The organism is Flavobacterium erciyesense (assembly GCF_018069925.1).
Classification (GTDB): domain Bacteria; phylum Bacteroidota; class Bacteroidia; order Flavobacteriales; family Flavobacteriaceae; genus Flavobacterium; species Flavobacterium erciyesense.
This window is the reverse complement of sequence record NZ_JAGPXB010000001.1, coordinates 281,211-296,252: the sequence shown is the minus strand read 5'-3', so window position 1 is coordinate 296,252 and position 15,042 is coordinate 281,211. Positions and strand designations below refer to the sequence as shown.

13 protein-coding genes are annotated in these 15,042 nt (G+C 36.3%); 8 read left to right on the top strand and 5 right to left on the bottom strand.

Annotation, left to right across the window (positions count from 1 at the left end; genetic code table 11):
- Positions 1-23: 23 nt before the first annotated feature.
- On the top strand, positions 24-1,367 hold the full coding sequence (gene dgt / locus KBJ98_RS01275; protein ID WP_210788208.1) for a dGTP triphosphohydrolase: 1,344 nt from the start codon (positions 24-26) through the stop codon (positions 1,365-1,367).
- A 77-nt stretch (positions 1,368-1,444) separates the two neighbouring features.
- Positions 1,445-4,102, top strand: coding sequence for a T9SS-dependent M36 family metallopeptidase (locus tag KBJ98_RS01270; RefSeq protein ID WP_210787948.1), 2,658 nt, complete (start codon positions 1,445-1,447; stop codon positions 4,100-4,102).
- Positions 4,103-4,171: 69 nt separating this feature from the next.
- Here the strand turns inward: KBJ98_RS01270 and KBJ98_RS01265 are convergent, their stop codons facing one another.
- Both KBJ98_RS01265 and KBJ98_RS01260 read right to left on the bottom strand, forming a co-directional pair.
- Positions 4,172-5,089 carry a DUF3078 domain-containing protein gene (locus KBJ98_RS01265; RefSeq protein WP_210787947.1) on the bottom strand — a complete coding sequence of 306 codons (918 nt, stop codon included), beginning with the start codon at positions 5,087-5,089 and terminating at the stop codon, positions 4,172-4,174.
- A 157-nt stretch (positions 5,090-5,246) separates the two neighbouring features.
- Positions 5,247-7,028, bottom strand: coding sequence for a 1-deoxy-D-xylulose-5-phosphate synthase (locus KBJ98_RS01260; protein WP_210787946.1), 1,782 nt, complete (start codon positions 7,026-7,028; stop codon positions 5,247-5,249).
- A gap of 93 nt (positions 7,029-7,121) precedes the next feature.
- On the opposite strand from KBJ98_RS01260, the gene KBJ98_RS01255 reads away from it, so the two are divergent.
- Positions 7,122-7,565: a nucleoside deaminase gene (locus KBJ98_RS01255; protein WP_158728759.1), complete on the top strand. Its 444-nt coding sequence runs from the start codon at positions 7,122-7,124 to the stop codon at positions 7,563-7,565.
- A gap of 183 nt (positions 7,566-7,748) precedes the next feature.
- Here the strand turns inward: KBJ98_RS01255 and KBJ98_RS01250 are convergent, their stop codons facing one another.
- Together KBJ98_RS01250 and KBJ98_RS01245 are read right to left on the bottom strand one after the other, a co-directional pair.
- Positions 7,749-9,293: an Rne/Rng family ribonuclease gene (locus tag KBJ98_RS01250; protein WP_166132944.1), complete on the bottom strand. Its 1,545-nt coding sequence runs from the start codon at positions 9,291-9,293 to the stop codon at positions 7,749-7,751.
- A gap of 379 nt (positions 9,294-9,672) precedes the next feature.
- Positions 9,673-9,963 carry an HU family DNA-binding protein gene (locus tag KBJ98_RS01245; RefSeq protein ID WP_066080765.1) on the bottom strand — a complete coding sequence of 97 codons (291 nt, stop codon included), beginning with the start codon at positions 9,961-9,963 and terminating at the stop codon, positions 9,673-9,675.
- 133 nt (positions 9,964-10,096) lie between these two features.
- Here KBJ98_RS01245 and mutY point away from each other — a divergent pair, with 133 nt between their 5' ends.
- The 4 genes from mutY to gldD are packed head-to-tail and all read left to right on the top strand — an operon-like array spanning position 10,097 to position 13,544.
- Positions 10,097-11,134 (top strand): A/G-specific adenine glycosylase, encoded by a 1,038-nt coding sequence (gene mutY, locus KBJ98_RS01240; protein WP_210787945.1) that lies wholly within the window; start codon positions 10,097-10,099, stop codon positions 11,132-11,134.
- A gap of 43 nt (positions 11,135-11,177) precedes the next feature.
- On the top strand, positions 11,178-11,621 hold the full coding sequence (locus KBJ98_RS01235; protein WP_210787944.1) for a single-stranded DNA-binding protein: 444 nt from the start codon (positions 11,178-11,180) through the stop codon (positions 11,619-11,621).
- A 23-nt stretch (positions 11,622-11,644) separates the two neighbouring features.
- Positions 11,645-12,937, top strand: a complete 1,293-nt coding sequence (gldE, locus tag KBJ98_RS01230) for a gliding motility-associated protein GldE (protein WP_210787943.1) — start codon at positions 11,645-11,647, stop codon at positions 12,935-12,937.
- A 43-nt stretch (positions 12,938-12,980) separates the two neighbouring features.
- Positions 12,981-13,544, top strand: a complete 564-nt coding sequence (gldD, locus tag KBJ98_RS01225; RefSeq protein ID WP_210787942.1) for a gliding motility lipoprotein GldD — start codon at positions 12,981-12,983, stop codon at positions 13,542-13,544.
- 76 nt (positions 13,545-13,620) lie between these two features.
- Here the strand turns inward: gldD and KBJ98_RS01220 are convergent, their stop codons facing one another.
- Positions 13,621-13,998, bottom strand: a complete 378-nt coding sequence (locus tag KBJ98_RS01220) for a heavy-metal-associated domain-containing protein (protein ID WP_210787941.1) — start codon at positions 13,996-13,998, stop codon at positions 13,621-13,623.
- A gap of 108 nt (positions 13,999-14,106) precedes the next feature.
- Between KBJ98_RS01220 and KBJ98_RS01215 the strand changes: the two genes are divergently transcribed.
- Positions 14,107-14,973 (top strand): DMT family transporter, encoded by an 867-nt coding sequence (locus KBJ98_RS01215; protein WP_210787940.1) that lies wholly within the window; start codon positions 14,107-14,109, stop codon positions 14,971-14,973.
- Positions 14,974-15,042 lie beyond the last annotated feature (69 nt).

Genomic DNA, 15,042 nt, shown 5'->3' with positions numbered 1-15,042 from the left:
CTAGAAAATTACAAAAAGCAATGATGAACTGGGAACAACTTTTATCACTTAAACGTCAAGGCGACAAAGGCAAACGATTGCGTATAGAACAAGACGACACTCGTTTGGGTTTTGAAGTAGATTATGATCGAATCATTTTTTCTTCGGCGTTCAGAAGTTTACAAGATAAAACACAAGTTATTCCATTATCCAAAACAGATTTTGTACATACCAGATTAACGCATAGTCTGGAAGTTTCAGTCGTTGGACGTTCTTTGGGCCGTTTGGTAGGAAAAAAAATCATTGCAAAATACCCGCATTTAAAAGAAGTACACGGTTATCATATGAATGATTTTGGGGCAATTGTAGCTGCAGCATCACTGGCACACGATATTGGGAATCCGCCTTTTGGGCATTCGGGCGAAAAAGCTATTGGAGAGTATTTTTCGATAGGAAACGGACAAAAATACAAAGACCAACTTAGCGCAAAAGAGTGGCAAGACTTAATAGATTTTGAAGGTAATGCTAATGGTTTTTCGGTACTTACCGCAAGCCGTCCAGGAATTGAAGGAGGACTTCGAATCTCGTATGCAACTTTGGGTGCTTTTATGAAATATCCCAAAGAGAGTTTGCCTAAAAAACCAACCAAAAATATCGCAGACAAAAAATATGGTTTTTTTCAGACAGACAAAGCTTTTTTTGAAGAAGTTGCGCAAGATATGGGTTTAATTCCGAATAAATCAGGAGAAGATGTTGGTTTTGAACGCCATCCCTTGGCGTATCTCGTTGAGGCTGCAGATGATATTTGTTACACCATCATCGATTTTGAGGACGGAATGAATCTAGGTTTGGTTTCGGAGGATTTTGCATTGGAATACCTTATAAAATTAGTAAAAGACAGTATTGATACTTCTAAATACAAAACCCTTGAAACCAAAGAAGACCGAATTAGTTATTTGCGCGCTTTAGCAATAGGAAGTTTAATTAGTGATGCTGTAAAGGTTTTTGTTGAAAACGAAGAGCTTATTTTGCAAGGAAAATTCCCTTATGCCTTAATGGATAAAAGCAAGTACAAAGCACAGATGGATGATATTATCAAGATCAGTGTCGAGAAAATCTATCAAAGTCGTGAGGTAATAGAGAAAGAAGTGGTTGGTTATCAAATTATTCAAACCTTGTTAGATAAATTCATAACCGCGTTCAATAACAAATTTGATGGCGTACCATCAAATTACGATGCGCTACTTTTAAAAATGCTACCCGAGAAACACCATCTCGAAAAAGAGGATTTGTACGGGCGTTTGTTGCATATATGTCATTTTATTTCACTCTTGACTGATGGAAATGCATTATTGTACTACAAAACCATCACAGCCTCAAAAAGTTAAAATTCATTAGTTTTTAAAAACACACTTTCATTATTGTAAATATTGGTTATTTTTGTTTCACCAAACAATCAATATTTATGAAAAAAAAATTACTATTCGTATTTTTAGTTATCCCTTTCTTTGTTTTTAGTCAGAATAATAATGAAATTATTAAGAATTATTTAAATAGTTCTTCTGCTCGTTCCTTGCCGTTCAAAGAAGCGCTACAGGATTGGAGTATTCAAAGTGAGTCACCTTCGGCTGCAACAGGTATAACCAACTGCTTTGTAGTACAGCGCTACCAAGGAATCGAGATTTTTAGAGCAGTTTCTAATTTTGCAATTAAAAACGGTAAGGTTATAGGACACCAAGAGCGTATAGTAACGGATCTTGGTCGTAAAATTAAGACTACCAAGCCAGCTCTGGCAGCGCCCGAAGCTGCAGCAAAAGTTTATTTTCAATTAGGCTTGGCACAAAATGCTAATTTTCAAATTAAATCAAATCCACAACCTAACTCATACCTTATAAGTTCAGATTTAAGCAATAAGGAGTCAATTACTACTAATTTGGTTTACTTTCAAACCAAAACAGGTGATTTAAAATTGGCTTGGGACATGACAATACCAACTGCTGAGCATGATAAAATTTGGAGCGTTAGAGTAGATGCATCGAACGGTAAAATTTTAGAAAAAATCAATACCGTTATCAATTGTAGTTTTGATCATAAGGGTGTTATTTCTAGTCATGATCATTTTAATAATTCAGAATCAATATCCTACAAGCAAATTTTCACCCCTAAACAAGCGCAAACGCAAGCCGGTACTTATAGAGTTTTGCCATTTAACGTAGAAAGCCCAATACATGGTAGTTTTCAACTGCTAAGTAATCCAGCAAATGCGACAGCATCTCCATTTGGCTGGCATGACATTAATGGTAATTCAGGTCCAGAATTCACCACCACTAGAGGGAATAACGTTTGGGCAAAGGAGGATTATGAATCAGATAATGGCATAGACGGATACAGTCCAGAGGGAGGAAGTTCCTTGTTATTTGATTTTCCATATGGAGGTACAAGTGTTAGTGCCTCAAGTTATATTGATGCGGCGTGTACTAATTTGTTTTACATGAACAATGCCATGCATGATGTTTGGTATCAGTACGGTTTTGATGAGGCTAGCGGAAATTTTCAGCAAAATAACTATGGCCGAGGCGGATTGGGTGCGGATTTTGTCTTCGCAGACGCGCAAGATGGGTCTATTGCTTCGCCACCACGAATAAATAACGCCAACTTCTCGACTCCTGTTGATGGAAGTAGCCCACGTATGCAAATGTTTTTATGGAATACAGCACCTGCTATTAGCCCAGTTATAATTACATCGCCAAGTATTTTAGCTGGTAGGTATGGAGCTAGGCAAAACGCATTTAATCCAGGAAACGTAGAGTTACCAGTTGCTCCTGCATTTTTACAATCAAATTTAGCACTATACATAGATGATTCTGGTGCAGGATCACTAGGCTGTTCAGCACCAAGTAATGCTGCTGCCTTGAATGGTAAAATTGTGATCTTATACCGTGGCTCCTGTAATTTTGTGGTTAAGGCTAAATTTGCGCAAGATGCTGGTGCTATTGCGGTTATAATTGTTAACAATGTTGCAGGTGAAATAACTATGTCTGGCGCCGATGAAAGTATTGCAATTCCAGTAATCAGTATCACTAAGGCTCTTGGAGATAGTATAGTAGAGCAAATGCAAAGCGGTGCGGTTAATATTAAATTACAAGTTGAATCGTCTCCTTTTGTTAACTCTGATGGTGATTTTGATAATGGAATTATAGCACATGAATACGGTCACGGAATATCTACCCGTTTGGCAGGAGGAAGAAATAACTCTCGATGTTTAGACAATACCGACCAAATGGGAGAGGGTTGGTCAGATTGGTTTGCCTTGATGATGCAATTAAAACCAGGAGATGTTGGTACTGCGAAAAGAGGAATTGGAACTTTCGTGTCTTCTCAAAAAACTGATGGAGTAGGAATTCGTAGCTTTCCATACTCAACTGACACTTCTGTAAATCCAATGACATACGGTACTACAAACTCTTTTCAGTTTAGAAATGCTGAAAATGTTGAGGAGACTTCTGTACACGGTGTAGGGTCAGTTTGGGCAACAATGTTATGGGATTTAGCATGGGCTTATATTGCTAAATATGGATATGATGATAATAAATATACAGGAAAAGGAGGTAATAATAAGGTCATGCAGCTAGTTTTGGATGGGTTGAAGTTACAACCTTGTAGTCCTACTTTTGTAGATGGGAGAGACGCACTTATTGCTGCAGACCAAGCTACAACAGGCGGTAAAGATTTTTGTATGATTTGGGAAGTTTTTGCAGCGAGAGGATTAGGGGTTAACGCTTCTGCTGGCTCTAACAATATTGGAAATGATCAGGTGGAAGATTTTACAAGACCAGCAGCTAATTCAAATTGTACGCTAGGCACTGTTAGCATCGATGAAGAAAGTGTAATGCGCGTGTATCCAAATCCGTCTCAAGGTACTATCACCGTTCGTATAAACAACTATGATGGTTTAGTAAATATAAAAATAAGTGACATTACTGGACGCATTGTTTTTCAAAAAGACAAAGAGTCGTTCAATGGAGAAAAATCATTTAACGTTAGCCCTATTTCTGCTGGAGTTTATATTCTAGCTGTTGAAGGCGAAGGTTTGCGCTATGTAGATAAATTAATTATCAATTAAATAGATTGACACAACATAAAAAAGCCCCAACAGTATTGCTGTTGGGGCTTTTTTTTGGAGCAATAAACCTTAAAAGATGTATTCAATTCCAACACCTATCGCTTGACGCAATTGAGTTTTAGGTCCTTCGGTTACTTGTACGCCTTCAATTTCTCGTTTCGATTTAATATCGTCATCATAAATTACATGCGCACCAATGTTGGCTTTAACATATTGGTTCACTACGAGCTCAACTTGTAAGTCGCAATCAACATCGACATTACCAAAACGGTTGATGTAATCGGAATATAGAGTCAATCGATTTTCAAGCGTAATGTTTTTCGCAAGCTCTTTTCTGTATTTACTAGTAGCCAAAAATCCAAGTTCAACCTTTGCCTTTTCACCCGGAGTTATAATGTTTCCGTCGGCATCAACCGTAGCTTTTGCCACACCAAAAGCACCTTGGTTTGCTAATCTTTGATCCAAAACTAAAGTAGTTTTGAATGTAAAAGGTGAAATATAAAAGGTTCTTTTTTTATCTTTATCGATGTTTTCGGCTCCAACTCCCATAAAAACATAAGCCGGTGCAAATGGTTTAGAAATAGCCTGATCGGTGTTAGGGTAAGCGTATCCGTTGGTAAATTGGGTGTTGAAATTAAACTTTGCTGAATGAAACCAGTTAGAAAGGGTATCTCTGCGGTAGCCAAAGGTGGAGTTAAATTGCAAGGCATCCTCCGTTTTCCTAACTTCAATTCCATCTTGTTTGTTTAAACCGTAACGTACTAGCAATTCATTACTCCAATTAAAGTTTTTTCGATTATAATTTCTATGAAATTTACCTTTTAACAATCCTGAAATAGAGCTAGTTCCACCGGCAGACCAATTGACAAAAGCTACTTCAGAAATATCAAAACCAATGCTGTTTTTTTTGGTCCAATGTGAAAGTGGTAAATAGTGTGTTTTCGTCTGAATTTTTAATGGAATTCGTAATGAGCTGATATTGTTCATTGATGCTGAAACTATTTTTAATTGATTTGGACTGAAAATAGAGTCTCTTTTTTGAGCAAAAATGTGAAGAGGTAAGATTAAAATGAGAGCAAAAAATATATTTTTTAAATAGTTCATGTTGTAGAGTAGTAGTTTTAGTTGTGCAAATTAAACATTTTTACAAACTCGAAAAGAGCTCTTTTAGGCTTTTAACGTCAATTTTGCAATATTGTTGTAATTCGTTTACAGTTCCTTGTTCGATAAATCTATCTGGAATTCCCAAAATTGTTATCATTGAGATGTAATGATGTGACGCAGCAAATTCGGTAATAGCACTTCCAAAGCCACCAATAACAGTTCCATCTTCAATAGTAATTACTTTTGAAAAAGTTTTAAAAATAGTATGTAAAGCATTTTCGTCCAATGGTTTTACAAACGGAAAATCGTAATGTGCAATCTTATTTTTGTCTATTATTTCTTCAAGTGCCAAGGATACGTTTTGAGCAATTGTTCCTGTTGATAAAACAGCCACTTTATCACCATTTACCAAACGCGAGCTAGCTCCGATGGAGATTTTTTGGTAATTCCCTTTGTAGTCTTGCTCCCAGTTGTTGATAACGCCGCGACCTCTCGGATAGCGAATGGCGATAGGGTTTGCAAGTCCCAATTGCGCGGTATACAATATATTTTGAAGTTCAATTTCATTCCTCGGAGCATGAACAATTAGGTTAGGAATGCAACGCAGGTAAGCCAAATCAAAAACTCCATGATGTGTTGAGCCATCTTCGCCCACTAAACCTGCTCTGTCCAAACAAAAAATTACCGGAAGATTTTGCAATGCTACGTCATGAATGATTTGGTCATACGCTCTCTGTAAAAAAGTCGAGTAGATATTGCAATAAACAATCATGCCTTGTGTTGCCATTCCGGCGGCTAAAGTCACAGCGTGTTGCTCTGCAATACCTACATCAAAAGCACGTTCTGGAAATGCATCCATCATAAACTTCAACGAACTACCAGAAGGCATTGCCGGTGTGATTCCTATTATCTTTTCGTTTTTTCGAGCCAAGTCTAAAACGGTCAAGCCAAAAACATCTTGGTATTTTGGAGGTAAATTTTCTTCTTGTTTTGTTATGATTTCGCCAGTTGTGGCATCAAATTTTCCCGGAGCGTGGTACTTTACTTGATCCTCTTCGGCTTGTTGCAGGCCTTTTCCTTTGGTGGTAATTAAATGTAAAAATTTAGGTCCTTTTATCTTTTGCAAACGCTTCAATTCTTTGATCACAGCAAAAATATCATGACCGTCAATAGGTCCTGAATAATCAAAGTTCAAGGACTTAATCATGTTGTTTTGCCTTGGATTTTTCCCTTCTTTTACCGCAGTGAGATATTGTTTCAAAGCACCTACGCTTGGGTCAATCCCAATAGCGTTATCATTTAAAATTACGAGTAAATTGGCATCAGTAACACCAGCGTGATTCAAGCCTTCAAAAGCCATTCCTGAAGCGATAGATGCGTCACCTATAATAGCAATGTGTTGTTTGTTGAAATCGCCTTTCAAATTAGAAGCAATTGCCATTCCGAGTGCTGCCGAAATAGAAGTTGAGGAATGGCCTACGCCAAAGGTGTCGTAATTGCTTTCGCTTCTTTTTGGGAAACCAGAAATTCCTCCCAATTGACGATTAGTATGAAAATTTTCTCTTCGGCCGGTCAGTATTTTATGGCCATAGGCTTGATGGCCCACATCCCAAATCAATAAATCATTTGGGGTGTCAAAAACATAATGCAAGGCAATTGTCAATTCAATAACACCAAGGCTTGCACCAAGATGACCTTCTTTTACGGCCACAATATCGATTATAAAATCACGTAATTCTTGTGCAACTTGAGGAAGTTGCGCTTCGTCAAGCAAGCGTAAATCGGTTGGGTTATTGATGTTTGAAAGTAAATTATCTGACATGAAGCAAAGGTACGATTTGAAATTGTATTTTTACAGTCGATAAAAAAAGTTGTCTCACAAAGAATTTAAATTTGCGAATTTGCGGTCTGTATTATGATAAACCCATTCACCGACGAATACTTCATGAAAAAAGCTTTGCAGGAAGCTGAAATGGCTTTTGAGAAAGGTGAAATTCCTGTTGGAGCCTTAATTGTTATTGATAACAAAGTAATTGCACGAAGTCATAATTTAACCGAATTACTTCATGATGTGACAGCTCATGCCGAAATGCAATCCATCACTGCTGCAGCAAATTATCTAGGTGGGAAATATTTAACAGGTTGTACACTTTACGTAACACTAGAGCCTTGCCAGATGTGCGCTGGCGCTTTGTATTGGAGCCAAATTTCTAAAATTGTTTTTGGAGCTCGTGATGAACAACGCGGTTTTATCACTCTTGGAACAAAACTGCATCCTAAAACTACTGTTGTACAAGGAATCATGGCCAATGAAGCCGCTGATTTGATGAAACGATTTTTTGCTGAGAGAAGAAAGTAGAGTAGTCAAGATGTTCTCTAGCCCAGATAGCAGTGAAAATCCTTATGTGCCAATCCCGAAACTTCGGGACGGCATATAAGATTGTCACGTATAGCTGGACACGAGTGAAACGAACTGGCGAAGCAAAAAGCTCCTAAAAAAAAAGAGCAAAAAAAAACTCCCCAATTTCTTGAGGAGTCTGTTTTATTCTATGACAGCATTTTCTTTTTTGTCATAAAAATGATATTCTAGGTACGTGTAAGCATCACGAGGTATAATTTTCACCCATTTTTTGTGTTCAAGAAACCATCTCGAACGCAATGATGGAAAACCTTTGGTAAGGTATGCGGCCACAAACGGGTGTACGTTAAGCACTACTTGATTGTGGTTTTTTAATACTCTTTCTAGATCAAAAGAAATTTTATCAATGATTTGAATTGGCGCTTCAATTTCGCCTACTACATTGTTTGGATCTTCTTCTCTGGTTTTAATATTAACTTCTGGTCTTACTCTTTGACGTGTAATTTGAACTAATCCAAATTTGCTAGGAGGTAAGATTTTGTGCTTGGCTTTATCATCGCTCATTTCTTCTTTTAAGAAATCGAACAACACTTTGCGATTTTCAGGATTAGACATATCAATAAAATCAACTACAATGATACCGCCCATATCTCGCAGACGCAATTGTCTAGCGATTTCGGCAGCGGCAATCATGTTGACTTCCATGGCAGTATCTTCTTGGTTGGTGGCTTTGTTAGAACGGTTTCCGCTGTTTACGTCAATAACGTGCAAAGCTTCGGTGTGTTCTATAATTAGGTAAGCTCCTTTACTCATGGAAACTGTTTTCCCAAATGAAGTCTTGATTTGTCGTTCTATGTTGTATTTCTCAAAAATAGGTGTGTCTTTTGATTGATAGAACTTTACAATTGATTGTTTGGATGGTGCAATTTCTTGCAAGTAATCCTTTGTTTGGTTGTACAACTCTTCATCATCTATTTGAATACCGCTAAAGGTATCATTAAACACGTCGCGAAGTATTGATGAAGCTCTGTTGAGTTCTCCAAGTACTTTTGACGGATGATGAGCAGTTGGTAATTTTTTACACATTGCAGTCCATCTGCTTAGCAGGTTCTGCAAATCTTTTTCTAATTCTACTGTGCTTTTGCCTTCGGCTACTGTGCGAACAATAACACCAAATCCTTTTGGTTTGACGGATTGCACTAATCGTTTCAAGCGTTCCTTTTCTTTTTTGTCTTCTATTTTTTGTGAAATAGAAACGCGGTCAGAAAACGGAACCAAAACTATAAATCTTCCTGCAAGAGAGAGCTCAGCGCTAATTCTTGGTCCTTTGGTTGATATAGGTTCTTTGACGACTTGTACTAATACAGATTGATTGGCATTCAAAACATCAGTAATGGTGCCATCTTTATCAATCTCTTTTTCAAACTGAAAGTTTTTTAGGGAGAAATCTTTTAATTTACCTGCGCTTACAAGTTTTATGAATTTCAGTTGAGAAGCAAGATTAGGTCCTAAGTCGTGATAGTGTAAAAAGGCATCTTTTTCGAAGCCTACATTTACAAAAGCAGCGTTAAGTCCGGCAACTGGTTTCCTGATTTTGGCAATAAAAATATCACCTACTTGGAAATTGCTTTTTTCTTCTTCTTTGTGTAATTCAATTAGTTTTCCATCTTTTAATAAGGCAAAATCTACAGCTTCAGAACTAGATCTAATGATTAATTCTTTATTCATTTGTAAATTTTTATCCGAATTCTCAATCAGGGATTTGGGATTTGGGATTTGGGATTTTGCAATCCTAAATCTAAAAATCCTAATTCCTAAATCAATAATAGGGATGGATTAAACAATAATTTTACAGGTATTGTACCCGGGGAAAATTAGCTAGCGATTTTCAATTTAAGTTCACAGTTGAACTGCTTACTGAGACTGTAGACTGCCGGCTGGATTTTCGATTTCAATGAACGTTTAAAAAGAAAAAAGTAGTTTAAAACTACTTTTTCTTCTTGTGACGGTTAGCTCTCGCTCTTTTTTTACGTTTGTGCGTTGCTACCTTATGTCTCTTTCTTTTTTTACCACTTGGCATGTCTTGTCGATTTTATGATTAATATTATTATTTTGCTTCGTTGTTCGTTTTTACACCTTCTACAAATACTTTAGCTGGTTTGAAAGCAGGAATATTGTGTGCAGGAATTTTTATAGTTGTGTTTTTAGAGATATTTCTACCTGTTTTCTCAGCTCTAGTCTTCACTATAAAACTTCCAAAACCTCTTAAATAAACATTGTCTCCAGTTTCTAATGAATTTTTCACTTCATTCATGAAAGTCTCCACAGTTGCCTGAACATCTCCTTTTTCAAGACCTAATTTTTCTGAAATTTTCGCTACGATATCTGCTTTCGTCATTTTCTTTCCTATTTATAATGTTGTACTATTTTTTTGAGTTTGCAAATATAGGAATTTAAAAAACAATTATTCAAGCTAATTCATTAAATTTTAATTACATAAACTTTTACTTTTGCTAACAAATAATTAATTAATGGTTTTTTCTAAAACACTGATAAATTGGTACTTACAAAATAAACGTGATTTACCATGGCGTCATACAACAAATCCGTACGCTATTTGGCTCTCTGAAATTATGTTGCAACAAACGCGTGTAGCGCAAGGTTTGCCGTATTTTTTGTCGTTTACCACTGCATTTCCAACCGTTTTTGACCTCGCAAAAGCTAATGAAGAGCAAGTTTTAAAGCTATGGCAGGGATTAGGGTATTATTCTAGAGCACGAAACTTGTATCAAACGGCTCAATATATTGCCCAAGAGTTGTCAGGCATTTTTCCGGCAACGTACAAAGAGTTGTTGCAATTAAAAGGAGTAGGCGAGTACACCGCCGCTGCTATTGCCTCATTTGCTTATAATGAAGCCGTTCCTGTGGTGGATGGAAATGTGTTTCGGGTATTGTCCCGTTATTTTGATGTGGAGACTGATATTGCGCAGGCTGCTGCCAAAAAAGAATTTGCAGCACTCGCGTTCGAGTTAATGCCTAAAGATGATCCTGCAATTTTTAACCAAGCCATAATGGAGTTTGGAGCCTTGCAATGCGTACCTAAAAATCCGGATTGTGCTAATTGTGTTTTTAATGATAGCTGCGCCGCTTTGCAGAAAAAGAAAGTTGATCAACTGCCTGTAAAGTCAAAAAAGCTCAAAGTGCGAAATCGCTACTTTAATTACTTGGTCTTTGAGGATCTTCAAGGCAATACTTTGGTTCAAAAACGAACTGATAAAGGAATTTGGCATAATTTATATGAGTTTCCTGTTTATGAAACCGATAAAGAAGAGGATTGGTACCACGTTAATGAGCAAGTTCAGGAGGAGTACGGTAATGTAAAATCAAATCCTATTATATATGAGTACAATGCTAAAAGTATCGTACATAAATTATCCCACCAACATCTGCATATTAAGTTTTGGAAAGTACAAGTTGCTGAGACTTTAGAGTCAGCTATCGATATCGAAACTTTGCGCGCTTTTCCTTTTCCTATTGTCATTCATAATTTTATTGAAAAGGAACTTTAGAATTTCCAAAAAAATGTACCTTTGGTAAATACCACAAATTAAAATGAACGGAACCTTAAATAAAGTCATGCTCATAGGCTATCTTGGCGATGCCGTCAAAATGCACTATTTTGATGGTGGCAACTGTATTGGTCGCTTTCAGTTGGCCACTCATGAAGTTTACATTAATAAGACTACCAATGAAAAAATCACTTCTACCGAATGGCATAATTTGGTAGTACGCAATAAAGCCGCTGAACTTTGTGAAAAGTATTTGTCAAAAGGAGATAAAATTTATGTGGAGGGCAGAATCAAATCACGTCAATGGCAAGCTGAAGACGGAAGTACGAAGTTTGCTAACGAAATTCAAGTAACCGAATTTACCTTTTTGTCTACCAAAAAAGATACTGAAAACAACAAGTCGGTTACAGGCACTGACGCCTCAAAAAATAGTAATTTTGACAGCGATACACCACGAACATTGCCTATAAATGATTTGCCATTTTGATTGTTTAACTAACACCCTTTGATTTGGACCCAGAGCCCAGTTTACTTTTTTCTATTTTTGCGCCTACTAGCCAGTTATTGGTAGGTCTGTTAATTTTTACACTAGTATTTTGTGCGGCTGTTGTAGCTGCGGCCGAAGTAGCTTTTTTTTCGCTTTCGGCAAAAGATATAGCACTGTTTCAGGTTTCTCCTTCAATTGAAAAAAAGTTGAGTCGTTTACTCAGCAAACCCAATAAACTAAGAGCAAGTTTAACTATTGCTAACAAAACTTTCTATTTGGCAATCATAATCCTCTTTTTGCAAGAGCTTAAAATGGGTTTTGTTTTTTCTGAAAATTATTCTGTTGCAACCATTCTTGGAATCGTTTTTTTGATTGTAGTACTGTTGTTTTTCGCAGATGTATTGCCCAAAGTACTCGCCAGCCGAAACAACTATTTTTTTGTAAAGAAGTTAATACTGCCTGTTTATTGGTTAGATGTGTTACTATCGCCAATAAGCGCTCCGATGCGAAAGTTGACATTGTATTTGCACCATAAGTTTACCAAACAAAAAACTAATTTATCCGTTGATCAACTCTCGCAAGCACTGGAGTTAACAGCCGAAGATGCAACCTCGAGCGAAGAGCAAAAAATATTAGAAGGAATTGTAAGTTTCGGAAATACCGATACAAGGCAGGTAATGAGTCCGAGAATTGATATTTTTGCAATTGAAATTTCAGATTCGTTTGCAACCATTTATCCGCAAATTATCGAAAAAGGATATTCAAGGATTCCTGTTTATAAGGACAATATTGATCAAATTGTTGGCGTTTTATTTGTGAAAGATTTGTTGCCTTACATTCATACACTAGATTTTGACTGGAAATTACTATTACGCGAGCCCTTTTTTATACCCGAAAATAAAAAGCTCGATGATTTACTGAAAGATTTTCAAGGTATGAAAAGTCATTTGGCTATTGTGGTTGATGAATATGGAGGAACTTCGGGATTGGTATCGTTAGAAGATGTTATCGAAGAAATTGTAGGCGATATTAGCGATGAGTTCGATGATGATAAAATCAATTATTCGCAAATTGACAGCAAGAATTTCATTTTTGAAGGAAAGATAAATCTAAAGGATTTTTATCGCATCGTTCCTGTTGATGATGAATTGTTTGAGGCCAACAAAGGTGAGGCCGAAACATTAGCGGGATTTATATTAGAAATAGAAGGTGGTTTTCCTAAAAAAAATCAAAAATTGGTTTTTGAAAATTGTCATTTTACCATAGAGGCAGTTGATTCCAAAAGAATAAAACAAATTAAAGTAACGATTTTGTAATTATAAACTAGTTTTGCAATGCAGTTTTAAAATGAAAGCTAAGATGTTAAAAAAGATACCTGTTTTTGCGGTTTTATTGGTTAGTGCAATAAGTTTTATGTCTTGCAAAGACGAAATTTTACCAAAACCAAAGAGCTATTTGCGTTTGGATTATCCAGAGGCCAAGTACGTTAATTTTGAAAATGAATGTCCATTTGTTTTTGAAATGAATGAAGATGCCGTTATAAAAAAAGACAAAGACTGTGGTTTGAGTATTACATATCCTAAAATGAAGGCGACTATTTTTTTGACCTACCAGCCCGTCAATAAAAACATTAATAATTTGCTACGCGAAGCACAAACATTAACTTACAAGCACGTAATCAAAGCTGATGATATTTTGGAGCAGCCGTATTTAAATGCTGATAAAAAAGTGTACGGCATGTTTTATCAAGTAAATGGTAATGCAGCAACTAACTCGCAGTTTTATGCAACAGACAGCACACGTCATTTTGTAACAGGATCTGTTTATTTTTATGCAAAACCAAATTTTGATTCTATTATGCCTGCGGCTAGTTACATTAAAAACGATATGCAGCGTCTAATGGAAACCATGAAGTGGAAGTAACACCATTGTTCTTTGATTCCCAAAAAAAAAGCATTCCCGGTAAGAGAATGCTTTTTTCGTTTAAATAAAAATCAATTTACGATTTCATATTGGTGACCTTGTATGTTTTACCATCGGCTACAGCCTCAACAGTTTGAGTTAGTTTAGCTGGCGATTGTGTAGTTTTGTCGTAAACTACAGTGGCCAGTTTCGTGTCAAAGTCTACAGTAGCTTTTGATACTCCCTCTAATTCGGTTAGTTCTTCTTGAATTGTTTTAGCACAACCTACAGCGCAGGTCATACCTTCCACAGCAAAAGTTGCGGTTTTTAAATTAGCGGCAGCAATTGGTTTTTTTGCTTGTGGTGCTGCGGTCAAGGCAAGCTCTGCTTTTGTTTTTTCTCTAGTATTTTCTTTGCAAGCTACCAATATAGTACTTGCTAGTGTTAGAACGAGTATTGCTTTTAGTAGTTTCATAATGTGAATGTTTTTAAAGGAAATTCGAATTATACTCTATGCAAAATTAACTAAAAAAAGCAGTGCTAATTCATAAAATAATTACAATTTTGAACCCAAATTACAACTATGGAAGCAAAGCAATTAAAATGGGTTTACTTAACGGTATTGGCTCTTGTGTGGGGAAGTTCGTTTATTTTGATAAAAAAAGGTCTTGTTGGTCTCACGCCACTGCAATTAGGGTCTTTGCGTATTTTATTTGCAGCGCTATTTTTGGTGTTGATAGGTTTTAAAAGCATTTCTAAAATTCCTAGTTTCAAATGGAAATATATTGCGTTAACCTCTTTGTTTGGAACATTTATTCCGGCTTATTTATTTGCAATTGCGCAAACCGAAATAGATAGTTCTGTTAGTTCCATTTTAAATTCTTTAACGCCGCTCAATACTTTAATCTTAGGAGCCGTTTTTTTTGGTTTGCATTTTAAGCGAACGCAAATTATAGGAATTGTAATTGGCTTGGCAGGAAGCGCTTTGCTTATTTTAAATGGTGCAATGCATCATCCAGAACAAAATTACTGGTATGCTATTTTGGTTTTAATTGCCTCGATTTGTTATGCGTTAAATGTCAATTTAATCAAAAAGTATTTGCATGATTTGAGTCCGCTGAGCATAACCACGGGTAATTTTATGGTATTAAGTCTACCTGCTTTGGCTGTTTTGTTTGCATCTGGTTTTTTTGATGTGGTACAGCAAGATCAAGTGCAGCAATCAGTACTTTATATTATAGTATTGGGAGTAGTAGGAACTGGTATCGCTAATATTTTATTTTTTAAACTGATTCAAATGTCGTCGCCAGTATTTGCAACATCAGTAACGTATTTAATTCCTGTAGTGGCATTTTGTTGGGGTTTACTAGATCAAGAAATGTTAACATCTGTTCAGTTTTTAGGTGCTTTCATCGTATTGATCGGCGTGTATTTATCAGCTAAGAAATAAATACTTTGTAATGATTTTAGAGGAGAGTATTTAGTTTTGAAGATATGTTTTTCATGTTTCAACGAATTT

What these genes read in the sequence shown, in the direction of transcription:
- dgt (WP_210788208.1), top strand. Translation starts at nt 24, where the DNA reads ATGAACTGGGAACAACTTTTATCACTTAAACGTCAAGGCGACAAAGGC.
- KBJ98_RS01270 (WP_210787948.1), top strand. Translation starts at nt 1,445, where the DNA reads ATGAAAAAAAAATTACTATTCGTATTTTTAGTTATCCCTTTCTTTGTT.
- KBJ98_RS01265 (WP_210787947.1), bottom strand. Translation starts at nt 5,089, where the DNA reads ATGAACAATATCAGCTCATTACGAATTCCATTAAAAATTCAGACGAAA.
- KBJ98_RS01260 (WP_210787946.1), bottom strand. Translation starts at nt 7,028, where the DNA reads ATGTCAGATAATTTACTTTCAAACATCAATAACCCAACCGATTTACGC.
- KBJ98_RS01255 (WP_158728759.1), top strand. Translation starts at nt 7,122, where the DNA reads ATGATAAACCCATTCACCGACGAATACTTCATGAAAAAAGCTTTGCAG.
- KBJ98_RS01250 (WP_166132944.1), bottom strand. Translation starts at nt 9,293, where the DNA reads ATGAATAAAGAATTAATCATTAGATCTAGTTCTGAAGCTGTAGATTTT.
- KBJ98_RS01245 (WP_066080765.1), bottom strand. Translation starts at nt 9,963, where the DNA reads ATGACGAAAGCAGATATCGTAGCGAAAATTTCAGAAAAATTAGGTCTT.
- mutY (WP_210787945.1), top strand. Translation starts at nt 10,097, where the DNA reads ATGGTTTTTTCTAAAACACTGATAAATTGGTACTTACAAAATAAACGT.
- KBJ98_RS01235 (WP_210787944.1), top strand. Translation starts at nt 11,178, where the DNA reads ATGAACGGAACCTTAAATAAAGTCATGCTCATAGGCTATCTTGGCGAT.
- gldD (WP_210787942.1), top strand. Translation starts at nt 12,981, where the DNA reads ATGTTAAAAAAGATACCTGTTTTTGCGGTTTTATTGGTTAGTGCAATA.
- KBJ98_RS01220 (WP_210787941.1), bottom strand. Translation starts at nt 13,998, where the DNA reads ATGAAACTACTAAAAGCAATACTCGTTCTAACACTAGCAAGTACTATA.
- KBJ98_RS01215 (WP_210787940.1), top strand. Translation starts at nt 14,107, where the DNA reads ATGGAAGCAAAGCAATTAAAATGGGTTTACTTAACGGTATTGGCTCTT.